A 15,220-nucleotide genomic window follows, 5' to 3' on the forward strand; every position below is an offset into this window, starting at 1 on the left:
GACAGGTAAGACCGACAGGGCAAAACGACCATGGCTTCGCATCCGCGACCGATTGCGCCGCATCTGCAGATCTATCGGCCGCAGCTCACTTCAATCACTTCCATCCTGCATCGGATCACCGGGATCTTCCTATCCCTCGGCGTCCTGCCGCTGATCTATTGGCTGGTGGCCGCCGCGACCAGCACGGAGGCTTTCGATCAGGCGCAGGCGCTGGCGGGTTCGATCATTGGGCGCACCTTGCTGTTCTTCTGGACCGGCGCCTTCTTCTATCACCTGCTGAATGGCATCCGGCACCTCGCCTGGGATGCCGGCTGGGGCTACGAGCTGACCACTGCCTATCGCACCGGTTGGACTGTCTTCATCGGGACGGTCATCCTCACGATCGCCGCTTGGGCGCTCGGCTACTGGGCGCGAGGGAACGTTTAATGGCGAACGCCAAGGGCAATCTGCGCAGCGATCTCGGCCGCGTCCGCGGCCTCGGCTCCGCCAAGGAAGGCGTGCGTCACTGGTGGGTGCAGCGTGTCACCGCTATCGCGCTGATCCCGCTGTCGCTCTGGTTCGTGGCCGGCATCGTGTTCCTGATCGACGTCGACCGCGCCACCGCGATCCAGTGGCTGGGCTCGCCGGTCACGCTGGGCCTGATGAGCCTGTTCCTCATTGCGCTCATTTATCACACGGTGCTGGGCTTGCAGGTCGTGATTGAGGACTACATCCATTCCCATGCGGTGAAGCTCACGCTGCTGCTGGCGATCCAGTTTGCAGGCTGGGGGCTGGCCGCGGCGGGGATCATCGCGATGCTGCTGATCACGATCTACGGCGGCTGAACACCGGAGAAATCGGCACCATGCCCGAAGAGAATGTCCACGACACGCCCGTAAGCGCGCCCAAGATCAACGGCCAGGCCTACCCGTTCACCGACCACACTTATGACGTCGTGGTGGTCGGCGCCGGTGGCGCGGGCCTGCGCGCCACCTTCGGCATGGCGGAGAAGGGACTGAAGACCGCCTGCATTTCCAAGGTCTATCCGACCCGCTCCCACACCGTGGCGGCGCAAGGCGGCATCTCCGCCTCGCTCGGCAACATGGGCGAGGATGACTGGCGCTGGCACATGTACGACACCGTCAAGGGCTCCGACTGGCTCGGCGACCAGGATGCGATCGAATACATGGTGCGCGAAGCGGTCCCGGCAATCATTGAGCTGGAGCATTACGGCGTGCCGTTCAGCCGCACCGAGGAGGGCAAGATCTACCAGCGCCCGTTCGGCGGCATGACCACCCATTTCGGTAAGGGCATCGCCCAGCGCACCTGCGCTGCCGCCGACCGCACCGGCCATGCGATCCTGCACACACTCTATCAGCAGGCGTTGAAGCACCGGGCACAGTTCTTCGTCGAGTATTTCGCCATAGACCTCATCATGGATGAGGAGGGGAACTGCGTCGGCGTCGTCGCCTGGAACCTCGATGACGGCACGATCCATCGCTTCAATGCCAAGATGGTGGTGCTGGCGACCGGCGGCTATGGCCGCGTCTACTTCTCCTGCACTTCCGCCCACACCTGCACCGGCGACGGCAACGCAATGGCCTTGCGCGCTGGACTGCCGCTGCAGGACATGGAGTTCATCCAGTTTCACCCGACCGGCATCTATGGCGCCGGCTGCCTGATCACGGAAGGCGTGCGCGGCGAAGGCGGCTATCTCACGAACAGCGCCGGCGAGCGCTTCATGGAGCGCTACGCCCCCTCGGCCAAGGACCTCGCCTCGCGCGACGTGGTCAGCCGCTCCATGACCATCGAGATCCGCGAAGGCCGCGGTGTCGGCCCCAACAAGGACCACATCCACCTGCATATCGAGCATCTGGATCCGAAGGTGATCCATGAGCGCCTGCCTGGCATCGCGGAGACCGCGCGCATCTTCGCCGGCATCGATGTGACGCGCGAGCCGATCCCTGTGCTGCCGACCTGCCACTACAATATGGGCGGCGTCCCAACCAATTACCGGGCCGAGGTCGTGACCCTCAAGAATGGCAGTCCGGATTCGGTGGTGCAGGGCCTGATGGCCATCGGCGAAGCGGCTTGCGTCTCGGTGCACGGCGCCAACCGCCTCGGCTCCAACTCGTTGCTCGACCTCGTGGTGTTCGGCCGCGCCGCCGCCCACCGCTGCGTCGAGGTCGTGAAGCCGGAGGAAGCGCCGCGGCCGCTGCCCAAGGATGCGGGGGAGCTGGCGATCAGCCGCCTCGACAGGGCGCGCCACGCCAACGGCGACATGCCGACGGCCGCCCTGCGCCTGGAGATGCAGAAGGTGATGCAGTCGAACTGCGCCGTCTTCCGCACTGGCGAGGTGCTGCAGGAGGGCTGTGATCACATGCAGCGGATCTGGGCCCACCGCGACCGCATCAAGGTCGAGGATCGCTCCATGATCTGGAACAGCGACCTTGCGGAGACGCTGGAGCTCGACAATCTGCTCTATCAAGCGGTGGTGTCGATCGAATCCGCCCGCAATCGCCAGGAAAGCCGTGGCGCCCACGCGCGCGAGGACTTCCCGGAGCGCGATGACCAGAAATGGCTGAAACACACGATCGCCTGGGCACGCGAGGACGGAAAGGTGGAGATCGACTACCGCCCGGTCCACCTGCAGCCGCTCAGCAACGACGTGCAGAGCTTCCCGCCCAAGGCGCGGGTCTACTGATGAGCGTCTCCAAGGCACCCCTTCAAAATAACCTCCCTTCCCCCCTTGCGGGAGAAGGGGATCTTTCTGAGGGGAAGAGGCGTTCTTCTTTCGAGGTTCAATTACATCATGGCTGAACTGACGCTCGCGGCAAAGGATCGTCCGGTCGAAGGGAAGAAGTTCCCTGCGCCCGCCGGCGCCAAGCGCACGCGCACTTTCAAGGTCTATCGCTGGGACCCGGACAAGGGCGGCAATCCGCGGATCGACAGCTACGAGGTCGATCTCGATACCTGCGGCCCGATGGTCCTGGACGCGCTGATCAAGATCAAGAACGAGATGGATTCGACCCTGACCTTCCGGCGCTCCTGCCGCGAAGGTGTGTGCGGGTCCTGCGCCATGAACATCGATGGCACCAACGATCTCGCCTGCACCAAATACATCGCGGATGTGAAGGGCGACGTGAAGATCTATCCCCTGCCGCATATGGCGGTGGTGAAGGACCTGGTGTCGGATCTCAATACCATCTTCGCGCAGTATGCCTCGATCGAGCCGTGGCTGAAGGCGGACACCGCGGCGCCGGCGCGCGAGCGTCCGCAATCGCCGGAGGAGCGCGCCAGGCTCGACGGCCTTTGGGAGTGCATCCTCTGCTTCTGCTGCTCGACCTCGTGCCCGAGCTATTGGTGGAACAGCGACCGATATCTTGGGCCTGCCGTCCTGCTGCAGGCCTATCGCTGGATCGCGGATTCGCGCGATGAGGCGACCGGTCAGCGGCTCGACAATCTGGAAGATCCGTTCCGGCTCTATCGCTGCCATACCATCATGAACTGCACCAAGACCTGTCCCAAGGGCCTCAACCCGGCCAAGGCGATCGGCGAGATCAAGAAGCTGATGGTCGAACGGCGCTGACGTCCAGATGACAGGTATCAGGAATCAGGTATCAGAAGTGGGGCGGCGTTCTGATCCCTGATTCCTGATACCTGATCGCTGCAACTTTAACTGACAATTCAGACCGCGGTGGCTATGGTGCCGCCGTGAGTTGATGGGGCGACTTCAATCTGAGAAAGATCTGCGACATGACAAGCAATCGACGGGTGAGGCCCGGGCGTATCCTCTTGGCTTTCGGCATGGCTGGCGTGCTGGCATTGGCGGGCTGCGACAAAGGCCCCGACAAGGAACAGATGGCTGCCGAGCTCAAGAGCAGCGTCGAAGCGGAGCTGAAGAAGATCGAGGGATCCTCGGGGCAGAACATCCTGAGCCACGGCGCGGTCAACGTCACGCCCCAGGATCATGCCTATCTCGTCACGATCGAAGGCTTGAAGTTGCATCCGTCGCCGGAAGGCTCGCTCGACATCGGGACCGTCACCTACCTGGCGAAGCCGAAGGACGAGAAGTCCTACGAGGTCTGGGATCTGAAAATACCGCAGACTATGCTTTTCAAGGGTCCGGACGGGAAGGAGAAGGGCAAGCTCACCGTCACCACCAAGTCCTTCAGTGGCCTTTATTCGAAAGAGCTGGCGACGTTTGAGAAGCTGGACGGCGAGTTCGCCGATATCTCTGCGACGGATGACACGGGCGGCGACGTCCGGATTGCCAACGCGAAGTTTACCGGCGGCCTGACCGACAAGGGCGGGGGCGTCGCGGATTCGGCCGGCAGCCTGGTGCTGTCCGGTTTGACGGCCAAGGATACCGGCGGCGGTCTCTTCTCCATCGCTGAGACGCAGATCGACGGCAAGTATGATTCGATGAAGGTGGTGGACTATCAGGCCGCGATGCTCAAATACCAGGAGCTGATCGTGAAGCAGGCCGCGCTGGTGGAGCAGGGTGCCTCCGGTCAGCCTTCCTCCCTCAGCCCCGAAGACCAGAAGGCGCTGACTGACGCGGTCAACACCTTGGCCGCTTCGGTCAAGGGCGGTGATTTCAAGATCGCTTTCAAAGGCCTCAAATACAGCGAAGCCGGCGAGGAGCCTTTTTCCATGGGTGGCCTGAACCTGGGCATGCTCATCGACGGCATCAACCAGGAGAAAGGCAGCTTCAATTTCGATATCGGGCTCCGGGAGCTGGCGGTGTCGATGGACGAGATGAGCAGCCCGCTCGAGCAGGCCGCCATGCCCAAGGACGGGAACCTCAGCCTCAAGATCACCGAGATCCCGAGCAAGGACATCGTGAAGGTCCTGGCGGACAACCTGCCGGGCATGGCCTCCGCCAACAGCGCGATGGCGGAAGCGAACGCGATGGCCATGCTGGTGGCGTTGCAATCCGTGCTGCAGACCTCCGGCGCCAAGATCGAAGTGGCGCCCTCGCAGCTCGCGGCGCAGCTGGTGGAGATGAAGGCCGACGGCATGTTCAACGTGGTGCAGCAGTCGATGTTCGGCGTCGTCGGCGCGCTCAACGTGGCGATCCGCGGCATGGATGATCTGGTCGCGCTCGCCCAACAGACGCCGGAGGATTACGAGGCGCAGCAGGTGATGGGCACCGCCGACATGCTGCAGGCGTATTCGACGCGCGAGCAGGGCGCCGACGGCAAGCCGCTCGACAAGTTCAAGATCGAGATCAACGAAGCCGGCCAGATCCTCGTCAACGGCAAGCCGCTGATGTGACCTGCATCACAAATGAGTCTCTTCCTGTTTCGAGCCGCATCGATCTTTCGATGCGGCTCTTTTCATCGCGCCGGTCGCGCGATCGAAGCATGATCTGTTGCAGCGATGACTCAGTCGAGTGGCGAAAAGAAGACGGATCGCGCGGCCGCGAATCACTTCCATGTAGTCAAGTGACGCAAAATGTGATGTCATATGCGCAACATGCATATTGACCGAGTCGCCGCTTTCACTGTGTCAGACGCGCTGGTCTCTTCACCCATCGAAGACGGACCCCTGTCGCGCTACCGTGCTCTACAACGCGCGGGCACCCTCGCGCACGATTCCGCGCAGGAGCTGGCGGCCGAAAAGCTGCAATCGCTGCACAAGGCGCTGAGGAATTATCAGCCGCGCGAGAAGGCGAGCGGCTGGCGCGAGCGCCTAGGGCTGGCACGCCGGCGGGAAGCGGATGCACCGCAAGGGCTCTACATCTTCGGTCCCGTTGGTCGCGGCAAGTCGATGCTGATGGACCTGTTCTTTGCGACCGCGCCGGTCGCGCACAAGCGCCGCGTCCATTTCCATGCCTTCATGCTCGAGGTGCAGGCGACCCTGCATCGCTGGCGGCAGGAGAAGGACGGACCGGACGACGTCATCGCTGCCCTCGCGGACAAGATCTCCGGCGAGGCGATCCTGCTCTGCTTCGACGAGTTCCATGTCAGCAACATCGCCGACGCCATGATCCTCGGCCGCCTGTTCGAGGCGCTGTTCGATCGCGGCGTGGTCGTCGTCGCGACGTCGAACTGGGAGCCGGACGATCTCTACAAGGATGGGCTGCAGCGGGATCGCTTCCTGCCCTTCATCGCGCTCATCAAGGAAAGGCTCGATGTGCTGGAACTGGATGCAGCGCGTGACTACCGCCTGCAGCGCATCAAGGATATGCGGGTCTACTTCCACCCGCTGGGCGAATTGGCTGCACGCCACATGAAGGAGAGCTTCGCGCGCCTGACCGGCGGGGCGGAGCCGCAGCCCGACCGCATCATCGTGCAGGAACGGCGTCTCGAGGTGCCGCGCCAAGCGGAGGGTGTGGCGTGGTTCGACTTCGACGAACTGTGCAGCCGGCCGTTGGGCGCCGCCGATTACATCGCAATCGCGACACATTTCAACACTGTGTTAATTGATTGCGTGCCAACGTTATCGCCGGATCAGCGCGACCAGGCGCGGCGCTTCGTGACTCTCATCGACGAGCTCTACGAACATCGCGTCAACGTGGTGATCGCCGCAGCGGCTCCGCCGGAGCGGCTTTATCCATCGGGGGATGGATCGTTTGACTTCGAGCGCACGATCTCGCGCTTGAACGAGATGCAATCGGTCGACTACCTCTCGCGACCGCATTTGACGTGAGTGCGTGACGCAAAATGAGGAATGTCGTTAACGCTTGCTCTTGGGGTTAAATGATAGTATTAACACAACACCTAGTATTGTGCGCAATGGGGCAATCTGTGCTGCCGGAATCAACGGCGGCGATGCGTAAACCGGGGTCTAGGGTCCTGAATGGCACGTAAGAAGATCGCGCTCGTCGGCGCTGGACAAATCGGTGGAACGCTCGCCCTTCTCGCTGGCATGAAGGATCTCGGCGACGTCGCGCTGTTCGACGTGGTGGAAGGCGTGCCGCAAGGCAAGGCGCTGGATATCGCCCAGGCATCGCCTGTCGAGGGCTTCGATGCCACCTACGTCGGCACCAACAAGTACGACGCGCTGAAAGGCGCGGACGTGGTCATCGTCACCGCCGGCATCCCGCGCAAGCCGGGCATGTCGCGCGACGACCTCATCGCCACCAACGCCAAGGTGATCGATACCGTCGGCAAGAACATCAAGAAGCAGTGCCCGAAGGCTTTCGTCATCGTCATCACCAATCCGCTCGACGTGATGGTGTATGTGATGCAGGAGGCCTCGGGCCTCCCCGCCAACCGCGTCGTCGGCATGGCGGGCGTTCTCGATTCCGCGCGCTTCCGCTATTTCCTGGCCGACGAGTTCAAGGTCTCGGTCGAGGATGTGACGGCCTTCGTCCTGGGCGGGCACGGCGACACGATGGTGCCGCTGGTGCGCTATTCGACGGTGGCCGGCATACCGCTGCCCGATCTCGTCAAGATGGGCTGGACCACCAAGGAACGGATCGATGCGATCGTGCAGCGCACGCGCGACGGCGGCGCCGAGATCGTCAATTTATTGAAGACCGGGTCGGCGTTCTATGCGCCGGCCGCGTCCGCCATCGCCATGGCGGAATCCTATCTCAAGGACAAACGGCGAGTTCTGCCCTGTGCCGCCATGCTGAACGGCGAATACGGGGTGAAAGGGCTCTATGTCGGCGTGCCGGTCATCATCGGCGCGAGCGGCGTGGAGAAGGTGGTCGAGATCGATCTGAACAGGGCCGAGCAGGCCATGTTCGACAAATCGGTTTCGGCCGTTAGGGGCCTCATCGATGTGGTGAGGAAGCTTCAAAGAGGAGAGAAGCAATGACGAGTATCGCACTGGCGGCCAAGAAGGCCGCTAAGAAGAAGGGTGTGAAGAAGGCGGCGTCGAAGAAGGGCGCCAAGAAGAAGGCCGCGAAGAAGAAGTAGTAGCCTTCCCGATTCGCTTCTAGCAATCGGCTAGCGACGGCGGCAGTCCGCACACCGCCCGCTCTAAATGTCGGATTCATTGTCGGTTGTGGTAATAATCGGCTTGAACCGGACGTAGGGATGGGTAGATTGCTGCACCACAGCAATTCAGGACTGCCGCTGTCGCCCGCTTTCCTCCACGCAGAACGGCCTTTGTTCTCAAGGGTCTGGGGTCAGGGCTCCGGCGGATGCAACCGCATCTGTGCGCCGCGTTTGGCGTCGCTTTAACTGAGGCCCAGACATGAACATCCACGAATATCAGGCGAAGGGGCTGCTCGCCAAATTTGGCGTCGGCGTCCTTTCGGGACAGGTAGCCTATACCCCCGACGAGGCGGTCGAGGCCGCCGAGAAGCTTGGCGGCCAGGTTTGGGTGGTCAAGGCCCAGATCCACGCCGGTGGCCGGGGCAAGGGCGGCGGTGTCAAGGTTTCGAAGTCATTGGACGAGGTGCGCGAGAACGCCAAGCGCATGATCGGCATGAACCTCGTCACCCACCAGACCGGGCCCAAGGGCAAGCTGGTGAAGCGCATCTATGTCGAGAGCGGCTGCGATATCAAGCGGGAGCTCTACCTCGGCATGCTGGTCGATCGCGCCACCTCGCGCATCACCATCATGGCTTCCTCCGAAGGCGGCGTGGAGATCGAAGAGGTCGCCGCCAAGCATCCGGAGAAGATCATCAAGGTGGCGGTCGATCCCGCCAGCGGCATCCTGCCCTTTCATGCGCGCAAGATCGCCTTCGGCCTCGGCCTCGAAGGCAACCAAGTCTCGTCCTGCGTGAAGTTCGTGATGGCGATGTATCGCGCGTTCGTGGAGCTGGACTGCTCGATCGTGGAGATCAACCCCCTGGTCGTGACCGGCGCCGGCGACGTGATCGCCCTCGATGCCAAGATGAATTTCGACGACAACGCGCTCTACCGCCACAAGGACGTGGAGGAGATGCGCGACGAGGACGAGGAAGACCCGGCGGAGCTGGAGGCCGGCAAGCACAACCTCAATTACATCAAGCTGGACGGCAATATCGGCTGCATGGTGAACGGCGCCGGCCTCGCCATGGCGACCATGGACATCATCAAGCTCTACGGCGGCCAGCCTGCCAATTTTCTGGACGTCGGCGGCGGCGCGACCAAGGAGCGCGTCACCACCGCCTTCAAGATCATCCTCTCCGACGCCAACGTCGAGGGGATCCTGGTCAACATCTTCGGCGGTATCATGCGCTGCGACGTCATCGCCGAGGGCGTGGTCGCGGCGGCGAAAGAGGTCAGCCTCCATGTGCCGCTGGTCGTTCGTCTCGAGGGGACCAACGTGGAGCTGGGCAAGAAGATCCTGGCGCAATCCGGCCTGCCGATCCTCAGCGCCGACAATCTGGCGGATGCCGCCGAGAAGATTGTCAAAGCGGTGAAGGAGGCCTGAGCCATGGCGGTACTCGTCAACAAGGACACCAAGGTGATCTGCCAGGGCTTCACCGGCTCGCAGGGCACCTTCCATTCGGAACAGGCGATCGCCTACGGCACAAAGATGGTCGGTGGTGTCACGCCCGGTAAAGGCGGCACCACGCATCTCGATCTGCCGGTGTTCGACACCGTCGCCGACGCGGTTGCCAAGACCGGCGCGACGGCCAGCGCCATCTATGTGCCACCGCCGTTCGCGGCCGATGCGATCGTGGAAGCGATCGACGCCGGCATCGAGCTGGTGGTCTGCATCACCGAAGGCATCCCGGTCCTGGACATGGTCAAGGTGAAGCGGGCGCTCTCGGGTTCCCGTAGCCGCCTGGTCGGGCCGAACTGTCCCGGCGTCATCACGCCAGGCGAATGCAAGATCGGCATCATGCCGGGCCATATCCATAAACGCGGGCGGATCGGTATTGTCTCGCGCTCCGGCACGCTTACCTATGAGGCGGTGGCCCAGACCACGGCCGCCGGGCTCGGCCAGACCACTTGCATCGGCATCGGCGGCGATCCGGTTAACGGCACCAACTTTGTTGATTGTTTGGCAATGTTCCTGGGGGACGATGAGACCCAAGGGATTGTTATGATCGGCGAAATCGGCGGCACGGCCGAGGAGGACGCGGCCGAGTTTCTGAGGCGCGAGAAGCGCAAGAAGCCTGTGGTGGGTTTCATCGCCGGCGTCACGGCGCCTCCGGGCCGCCGGATGGGTCATGCGGGCGCGATCATCTCCGGGGGCAAGGGTGGCGCCGGCGACAAGATCGAGGCCATGAAGTCCGCAGGCATCCATGTGGCCGAATCGCCCGCCAGCCTCGGCTCGGCTATGCTGAAGGCAATGGGGCGGTAAAAAGGGGATTGAGACGGAAGTGGGCCAAGGTTCGCGGCGATCGGGCGCGGACGGCTCGCTCCCCGGAATCGGCTGAATGATGGGCCGTCGCCCGATCGCGGTCCCCTGAAACGAGCGACGCATGAGCACCATTCCGTCGACCTTCCTCTCCGGTCCCAACGCACCGTTCATCGAAGAGCTCTACGCCCGGTATCTGGAGCAGCCGAACTCGGTCGATCCGTCCTGGCGTAAGTTCTTCTCCGACCTGCAGGACGAGAGCGAGATCGTCTTGAACGACATTCGCGGCGCCTCCTGGGCGCCGCGGGAGCGCGCAGTGGAGATCGCGCGCGAGGATGGGGACGGGAACGGCCATTACGAGGCAGCGACGACTGCCCGCGCGGCGCGGCCGCAGGACCTGAAGCGGGCTGCCCGCGATTCGCTGCGCGTCATGATGCTGATCCGCGCCTATCGCGTACGCGGTCATCTGGAAGCCAGCCTTGATCCATTGGATCTGAAGCCGCGCGCCAAGCACGCCGACCTCGACCCCCGCACCTACGGCTTCACCGAGGCCGACATGGATCGCGAGATCCATATCGACAACATCCTGGGCTACGAGAGCGCGACGCTGCGCCAGATCGTCCATGTGCTGCGCCAGACCTATTGCGGCAGCATCGGCGTCGAGTACATGCATATCCAGGATCCGGACCAGCGCAAATGGCTGCAGCTCCGGATCGAGGGCAGCCGCAACCACCGCGAACTCACCGACCGCGGCAAGGTCGCGATCCTGGAGCGCCTGACCGCCGCCGAGATGTTCGAGAAATTCCTCGACAAGAAATACACCGGCACCAAGCGCTTCGGCCTGGATGGCGGCGAATCCATGATCCCGGCGCTGGAGCAGATCATCAAGCGCGGAAGTCAGCTCGGCCTCAAGGAGGTCGTGATCGGCATGGCGCATCGCGGGCGCCTCAACATGCTCGCCAACTTCATGAACAAGCCATTCGCGGCGATCTTCTCCGAGTTCCAGGGCAATGCCGCGAACCCGGAGGACGTCCAGGGTTCGGCCGACGTCAAATACCATCTCGGCACCTCCGCCGACCGCGAGTTCGACGGCCGCGTGGTGCACCTGTCTCTGACCGCGAACCCCTCGCACCTGGAAGCGGTCAATACCGTGGTGCAGGGCAAGGTCCGCGCCAAGCAGCGCCAGCGCAACGACCGTAGCCGCGAAGAGGTGATGGGCCTGTTGCTGCACGGCGATGCGGCCTTCGCCGGCCAGGGCCTGGTGCCGGAATCCCTCGATATGTCGGAGCTGGACGGCTACAAGACCGGCGGTACCATCCATTTCATCATCAACAACCAGATCGGCTTCACCACCAGCCCAACCGCCGCGCGCTCCAGCCCCTATTGCTCGGACGTCGCGAAAGGCGTGCAGGCGCCAATCTTCCACGTCAATGGCGACGACCCGGAATCGGTGCTGCATGCCGCGCGTATGGCGATGGAGTTCCGCCAGGAATTCAAGTGCGATGTGGTAATCGACATGTTCTGCTATCGCCGCTTCGGCCACAATGAAAGCGACGAGCCGGCATTCACCCAGCCGCTGATGTACCGCAGGATCGGCACCCATCCCACCACCCGGCAGATCTATGCCGACAAGCTGGTGGAAGAGGGCACGCTGACGCGTGAGAACGCCGACCGGATCACGGAAGAGTTTCAGGCCCGGCTGGAGAAGGAGTTCGAAGCCGCCGGAGCTTATCGCCCGAACAAGGCCGACTGGCTGGAAGGGGCCTGGTCCGGCCTTGCCATTGCTTCCGGCGATGAGCGGCGCGGAACGACCGACGCCAGCATGGAAGCATTACAGGAAGTGGGAAAGGCTCTGACCACTGTCCCTGCGACCTTCAACGTCAATCGCAAGATCGCGCGACAATTGTCGATGAAGGAGCAGATGTTCAAGACCGGCGAGGGCATCGACTGGGCGACCGGCGAAGCGCTCGCCTTCGGCACGCTGCTGAAGGACGGCTACTATGTCCGCCTGTCGGGCCAGGACGTGAAGCGCGGCACCTTCTCCCAGCGCCATGCTGTCCTGGTCGATCAGGAGAACGAGAGCGAATACATTCCGCTCAACAACATCGCGCCAATGGGCGGACCGGGGGGGCAGTCGGAGTTCGAGGTCATCAATTCGCCGCTGTCCGAAGCCGGCGTGCTCGGCTTTGAATACGGCTTCAGCCTCGCCGATCCGAAGGCGCTCGTGCTGTGGGAGGCGCAGTTCGGCGATTTCGCGAACGGCGCCCAAGTCATCATCGATCAGTTCATCAGCTCCGGCGAATCCAAGTGGCTGCGCATGTCGGGCTTGGTCATGCTGCTGCCTCACGGCTACGAGGGACAGGGGCCGGAGCACAGCTCCGCCCGCCTAGAGCGTTATCTGCAGCTGTGCGCCGAAGACAACATGCAGGTCGTCAACTGCACGACGCCGGCCAACTACTTCCACGCCCTCAGGCGGCAGATGCACCGCAATTTCCGCAAGCCGCTGATCGTCATGACGCCGAAATCGCTGCTGCGGCACAAACTCGCTGTCTCGACCCTGGCGGAGCTTGGCCCCGGCTCGAGCTTCCACCGCATTTTGTGGGACAGCGGCAAGACCGCAGCGGACAAGGACATCCGGCGCGTGGTGCTGTGTAGCGGCAAAGTCTATTACGACCTCTATGAGGAGCGCGAGAAGCGCGAGATCACAGACGTTCAGATCCTGCGCCTCGAACAGCTCTATCCGTTCCCGCACAAGCCGCTGAAGACCGAGCTTTCGCGCTTCCCGAATGCGGAGATCGTCTGGTGCCAGGAGGAGCCGAAGAACATGGGCGCCTGGACCACGGTCATGCCCGAGATCGAATCGGTGATGGCCGAGATGGGCATGAAGCAGCAGCGGCTGCGTTATGCCGGCCGGCCGGCGGCGGCTTCGCCAGCGACCGGCTTGTTGCGGCGGCACCTGAAGGAACAAGCGGCGCTGGTCGAAGAGGCGCTGGTGGTCGAGGCGCCTGCGCAGCGCGCGGCGCAATAGGAGAACAGGAATGCCAACACCCGTTGTTGTGCCGGGACTCGGCGAATCGGTGACCGAGGCAACGGTCGCCAAATGGATGAAGAACGTCGGCGATTCCGTAAAAGCCGACGAGCCTCTGGCAGAGCTGGAGACCGATAAGGTCACGCAGGAACTCTATGCGCCGACGGCGGGCACCTTGGGCGAGATCACCGCGCCCGCGGGCAGCGTGGTGGCGATCGGCGCCGTGATCGGGCAGATCGTGGACGGTGCGGGCGCAGCAGCCGCTCCCGCCAAGCCGGTGCCGGAGGCGCCGCCGAAACCTGCACCGGCAGCGCAGGCAGCACCGCAAACTCCGCCGCAACAGGCGGCGCCGGCCGCACCCGCCGCGAAGACGGCTGCGGAGGAGACGCTATCGCCGGCTGTGCGCAAGATGGTGAGCGAGCATAATCTCGACCCGTCGGCCATTGCCGGCACGGGCAAGGATGGCCGCCTGACCAAGGGCGACGTGACCGCCCATCTGGCGAAACCCGCCGCGCCGCAGATCTCACCGGCGCCGCCCGCTCCGCAGCCGGCGACGCGTCCGGCCCCGCAACCGGAAGTCCCGCACGTGCCGCGTGCCTTGGCACCGAGCGAGGAGCGGGTGCCGATGACGCGCCTGCGCCGGCGCATCGCCGAGCGGCTGAAGCAGGCGCAGAACACGGCCGCCATGCTCACCACCTTCAACGAGGTGGATATGGGCGCGGTCATGGCGCTGCGCGAGCAGTACAAGGAGAGCTTCGAGAAGCGCCACAAGGTGAAGCTCGGCTTCATGGGCTTCTTCGTGAAAGCCTGTATCCAGGCGCTGAAGGAGATCCCTGCCGTCAATGGCGAGATCGACGGCAACGACATCATCTACAAGAACCACTACGACATCGGCGTCGCCGTCGGAACGGAGCAGGGGCTTGTCGTGCCCGTGGTGCGCGACGCGGACAAGATGAGCCTGCCGCAGATCGAGGCAAAGATCGGCGAACTCGGCAAGCGCGCCCGCGACGGCAAGCTTGCGATCGAGGATCTGCAGGGCGGCACCTTCACCATCTCGAACGGCGGTGTCTATGGCTCGCTGATGTCGACGCCGATCCTGAACCCGCCGCAATCCGGCATCCTCGGCATGCACAAGATCCAGCAGCGCCCGATGGCGGTCGACGGCAAGGTCGAAATCCGCCCGATGATGTATCTGGCGCTCAGCTACGATCACCGCATCATCGACGGACGCGAGGCCGTCACCTTCCTGGTGCGCATCAAGGAATGCCTGGAAGACCCGCAGCGCCTGATCCTGGAACTGTGATCGTGGCGAAGCTGCAGGCCAAGAGTGCCGTCCGCAAGGTGGCGCCCAAAATTGGCCGGCGCGGTCGCGTTCCCTACTACAACCAGACGACGGATTTCACCTGCGGCCCGTCATCGCTGCTGATGGCGATGAAGGCGCTCAACCCGAAGACGGACGTCTCGCGCATGCACGAATTGCTGCTGTGGCGCGAGGCCAACACCATCTTCATGGGTACCGATGGGCCCGCCGGCTGCGGGGCAACTGGCCTCGCCCTGGCTGCGCATCGTCGTGGCTTCGACGTCGAAGTTTGGGTGAACCACAAGAACACTTTGCTTGGCTCGCGCGCCAAGACAAGGGACCGCGCCAAGGTGATGGGCCTGCTGCAGCAGGCCGATCTCGCTGAGATGAAGCGTCTGAAGATTCCCTATCGCATCGGCGCGCGGTCGATCGACCAGCTGCGTGCAGATATCGAGGGCGGCGCCCTGCCTGTCGTGCTGGTCAGCATGAATTATATCCACCAGGACGCGACCGCCCACTGGGTGGTGGTGACCGGGATCGACGATGAAAACGTGACGGTCAACGATCCCTGGATATCCAGGAACCTGGGCAATACGCGCCGGACCATGCAGGACTATGTGGTGCCGCGCGACGCATTCCACGCAATGACGGCGTACGGGCCCAAGAAGGAACGCGCCATTGTGCTGCTCCGGCGGCGCTGAATAGGACGAAGGAAC

Annotated in this window: 12 protein-coding genes; all 12 read left to right on the top strand. The window is 63.3% G+C overall.

Annotated features, from left to right (window positions below; all coding sequences use genetic code 11):
* Positions 1-30 precede the first annotated feature (30 nt).
* The 12 genes from sdhC to DTX69_RS11620 all read left to right on the top strand — a co-directional run bounded on the left by sdhC (position 31) and on the right by DTX69_RS11620 (position 15,205).
* Positions 31-426: a succinate dehydrogenase, cytochrome b556 subunit gene (sdhC, locus tag DTX69_RS11565; protein WP_119301682.1), complete on the top strand. Its 396-nt coding sequence runs from the start codon at positions 31-33 to the stop codon at positions 424-426.
* Entirely contained in the window at positions 426-824 is a 399-nt protein-coding gene (gene sdhD, locus DTX69_RS11570) for a succinate dehydrogenase, hydrophobic membrane anchor protein (RefSeq protein ID WP_119301683.1), read from the top strand. The genes sdhC and sdhD overlap by 1 nt, the downstream gene beginning before the upstream one ends.
* A gap of 20 nt (positions 825-844) precedes the next feature.
* Positions 845-2,683 carry a succinate dehydrogenase flavoprotein subunit gene (sdhA, locus tag DTX69_RS11575; RefSeq protein WP_119301684.1) on the top strand — a complete coding sequence of 613 codons (1,839 nt, stop codon included), beginning with the start codon at positions 845-847 and terminating at the stop codon, positions 2,681-2,683.
* A 108-nt stretch (positions 2,684-2,791) separates the two neighbouring features.
* Positions 2,792-3,568: a succinate dehydrogenase iron-sulfur subunit gene (locus DTX69_RS11580; protein WP_119301685.1), complete on the top strand. Its 777-nt coding sequence runs from the start codon at positions 2,792-2,794 to the stop codon at positions 3,566-3,568.
* Between the two features lie 167 nt (positions 3,569-3,735).
* The gene (locus DTX69_RS11585; protein WP_162917100.1) at positions 3,736-5,259 is read left to right on the top strand and encodes a hypothetical protein; all 1,524 of its coding nucleotides are present in this window, start codon (positions 3,736-3,738) and stop codon (positions 5,257-5,259) included.
* A gap of 258 nt (positions 5,260-5,517) precedes the next feature.
* Positions 5,518-6,636, top strand: coding sequence for a cell division protein ZapE (zapE, locus tag DTX69_RS11590; RefSeq protein WP_119301785.1), 1,119 nt, complete (start codon positions 5,518-5,520; stop codon positions 6,634-6,636).
* Between the two features lie 150 nt (positions 6,637-6,786).
* A complete protein-coding gene (gene mdh / locus DTX69_RS11595; protein ID WP_119301687.1) occupies positions 6,787-7,752 on the top strand; it encodes a malate dehydrogenase in 966 nt (321 codons plus the stop codon).
* 381 nt (positions 7,753-8,133) lie between these two features.
* The gene (sucC, locus tag DTX69_RS11600; RefSeq protein WP_119301688.1) at positions 8,134-9,300 is read left to right on the top strand and encodes an ADP-forming succinate--CoA ligase subunit beta; all 1,167 of its coding nucleotides are present in this window, start codon (positions 8,134-8,136) and stop codon (positions 9,298-9,300) included.
* Positions 9,301-9,303: 3 nt separating this feature from the next.
* Entirely contained in the window at positions 9,304-10,179 is an 876-nt protein-coding gene (gene sucD / locus DTX69_RS11605; protein ID WP_119301689.1) for a succinate--CoA ligase subunit alpha, read from the top strand.
* Positions 10,180-10,300: 121 nt separating this feature from the next.
* A complete protein-coding gene (locus tag DTX69_RS11610) occupies positions 10,301-13,204 on the top strand; it encodes a 2-oxoglutarate dehydrogenase E1 component (RefSeq protein ID WP_119301690.1) in 2,904 nt (967 codons plus the stop codon).
* A 10-nt stretch (positions 13,205-13,214) separates the two neighbouring features.
* A complete protein-coding gene (odhB, locus tag DTX69_RS11615; RefSeq protein ID WP_119301691.1) occupies positions 13,215-14,507 on the top strand; it encodes a 2-oxoglutarate dehydrogenase complex dihydrolipoyllysine-residue succinyltransferase in 1,293 nt (430 codons plus the stop codon).
* Between the two features lie 2 nt (positions 14,508-14,509).
* Entirely contained in the window at positions 14,510-15,205 is a 696-nt protein-coding gene (locus DTX69_RS11620; protein ID WP_162917101.1) for a peptidase C39 family protein, read from the top strand.
* Positions 15,206-15,220: the final 15 nt, after the last annotated feature.

This window comes from Dongia deserti, from assembly GCF_003574735.1.
In the GTDB taxonomy this organism is placed as follows: Bacteria; Pseudomonadota; Alphaproteobacteria; order Dongiales; family Dongiaceae; genus Dongia_A; species Dongia_A deserti.

What these genes read in the sequence shown, in the direction of transcription:
- DTX69_RS11610 (WP_119301690.1), top strand. Translation starts at nt 10,301, where the DNA reads ATGAGCACCATTCCGTCGACCTTCCTCTCCGGTCCCAACGCACCGTTC.
- sdhD (WP_119301683.1), top strand. Translation starts at nt 426, where the DNA reads ATGGCGAACGCCAAGGGCAATCTGCGCAGCGATCTCGGCCGCGTCCGC.
- mdh (WP_119301687.1), top strand. Translation starts at nt 6,787, where the DNA reads ATGGCACGTAAGAAGATCGCGCTCGTCGGCGCTGGACAAATCGGTGGA.
- DTX69_RS11580 (WP_119301685.1), top strand. Translation starts at nt 2,792, where the DNA reads ATGGCTGAACTGACGCTCGCGGCAAAGGATCGTCCGGTCGAAGGGAAG.
- sdhC (WP_119301682.1), top strand. Translation starts at nt 31, where the DNA reads ATGGCTTCGCATCCGCGACCGATTGCGCCGCATCTGCAGATCTATCGG.
- sdhA (WP_119301684.1), top strand. Translation starts at nt 845, where the DNA reads ATGCCCGAAGAGAATGTCCACGACACGCCCGTAAGCGCGCCCAAGATC.
- sucD (WP_119301689.1), top strand. Translation starts at nt 9,304, where the DNA reads ATGGCGGTACTCGTCAACAAGGACACCAAGGTGATCTGCCAGGGCTTC.
- odhB (WP_119301691.1), top strand. Translation starts at nt 13,215, where the DNA reads ATGCCAACACCCGTTGTTGTGCCGGGACTCGGCGAATCGGTGACCGAG.
- sucC (WP_119301688.1), top strand. Translation starts at nt 8,134, where the DNA reads ATGAACATCCACGAATATCAGGCGAAGGGGCTGCTCGCCAAATTTGGC.
- DTX69_RS11585 (WP_162917100.1), top strand. Translation starts at nt 3,736, where the DNA reads ATGACAAGCAATCGACGGGTGAGGCCCGGGCGTATCCTCTTGGCTTTC.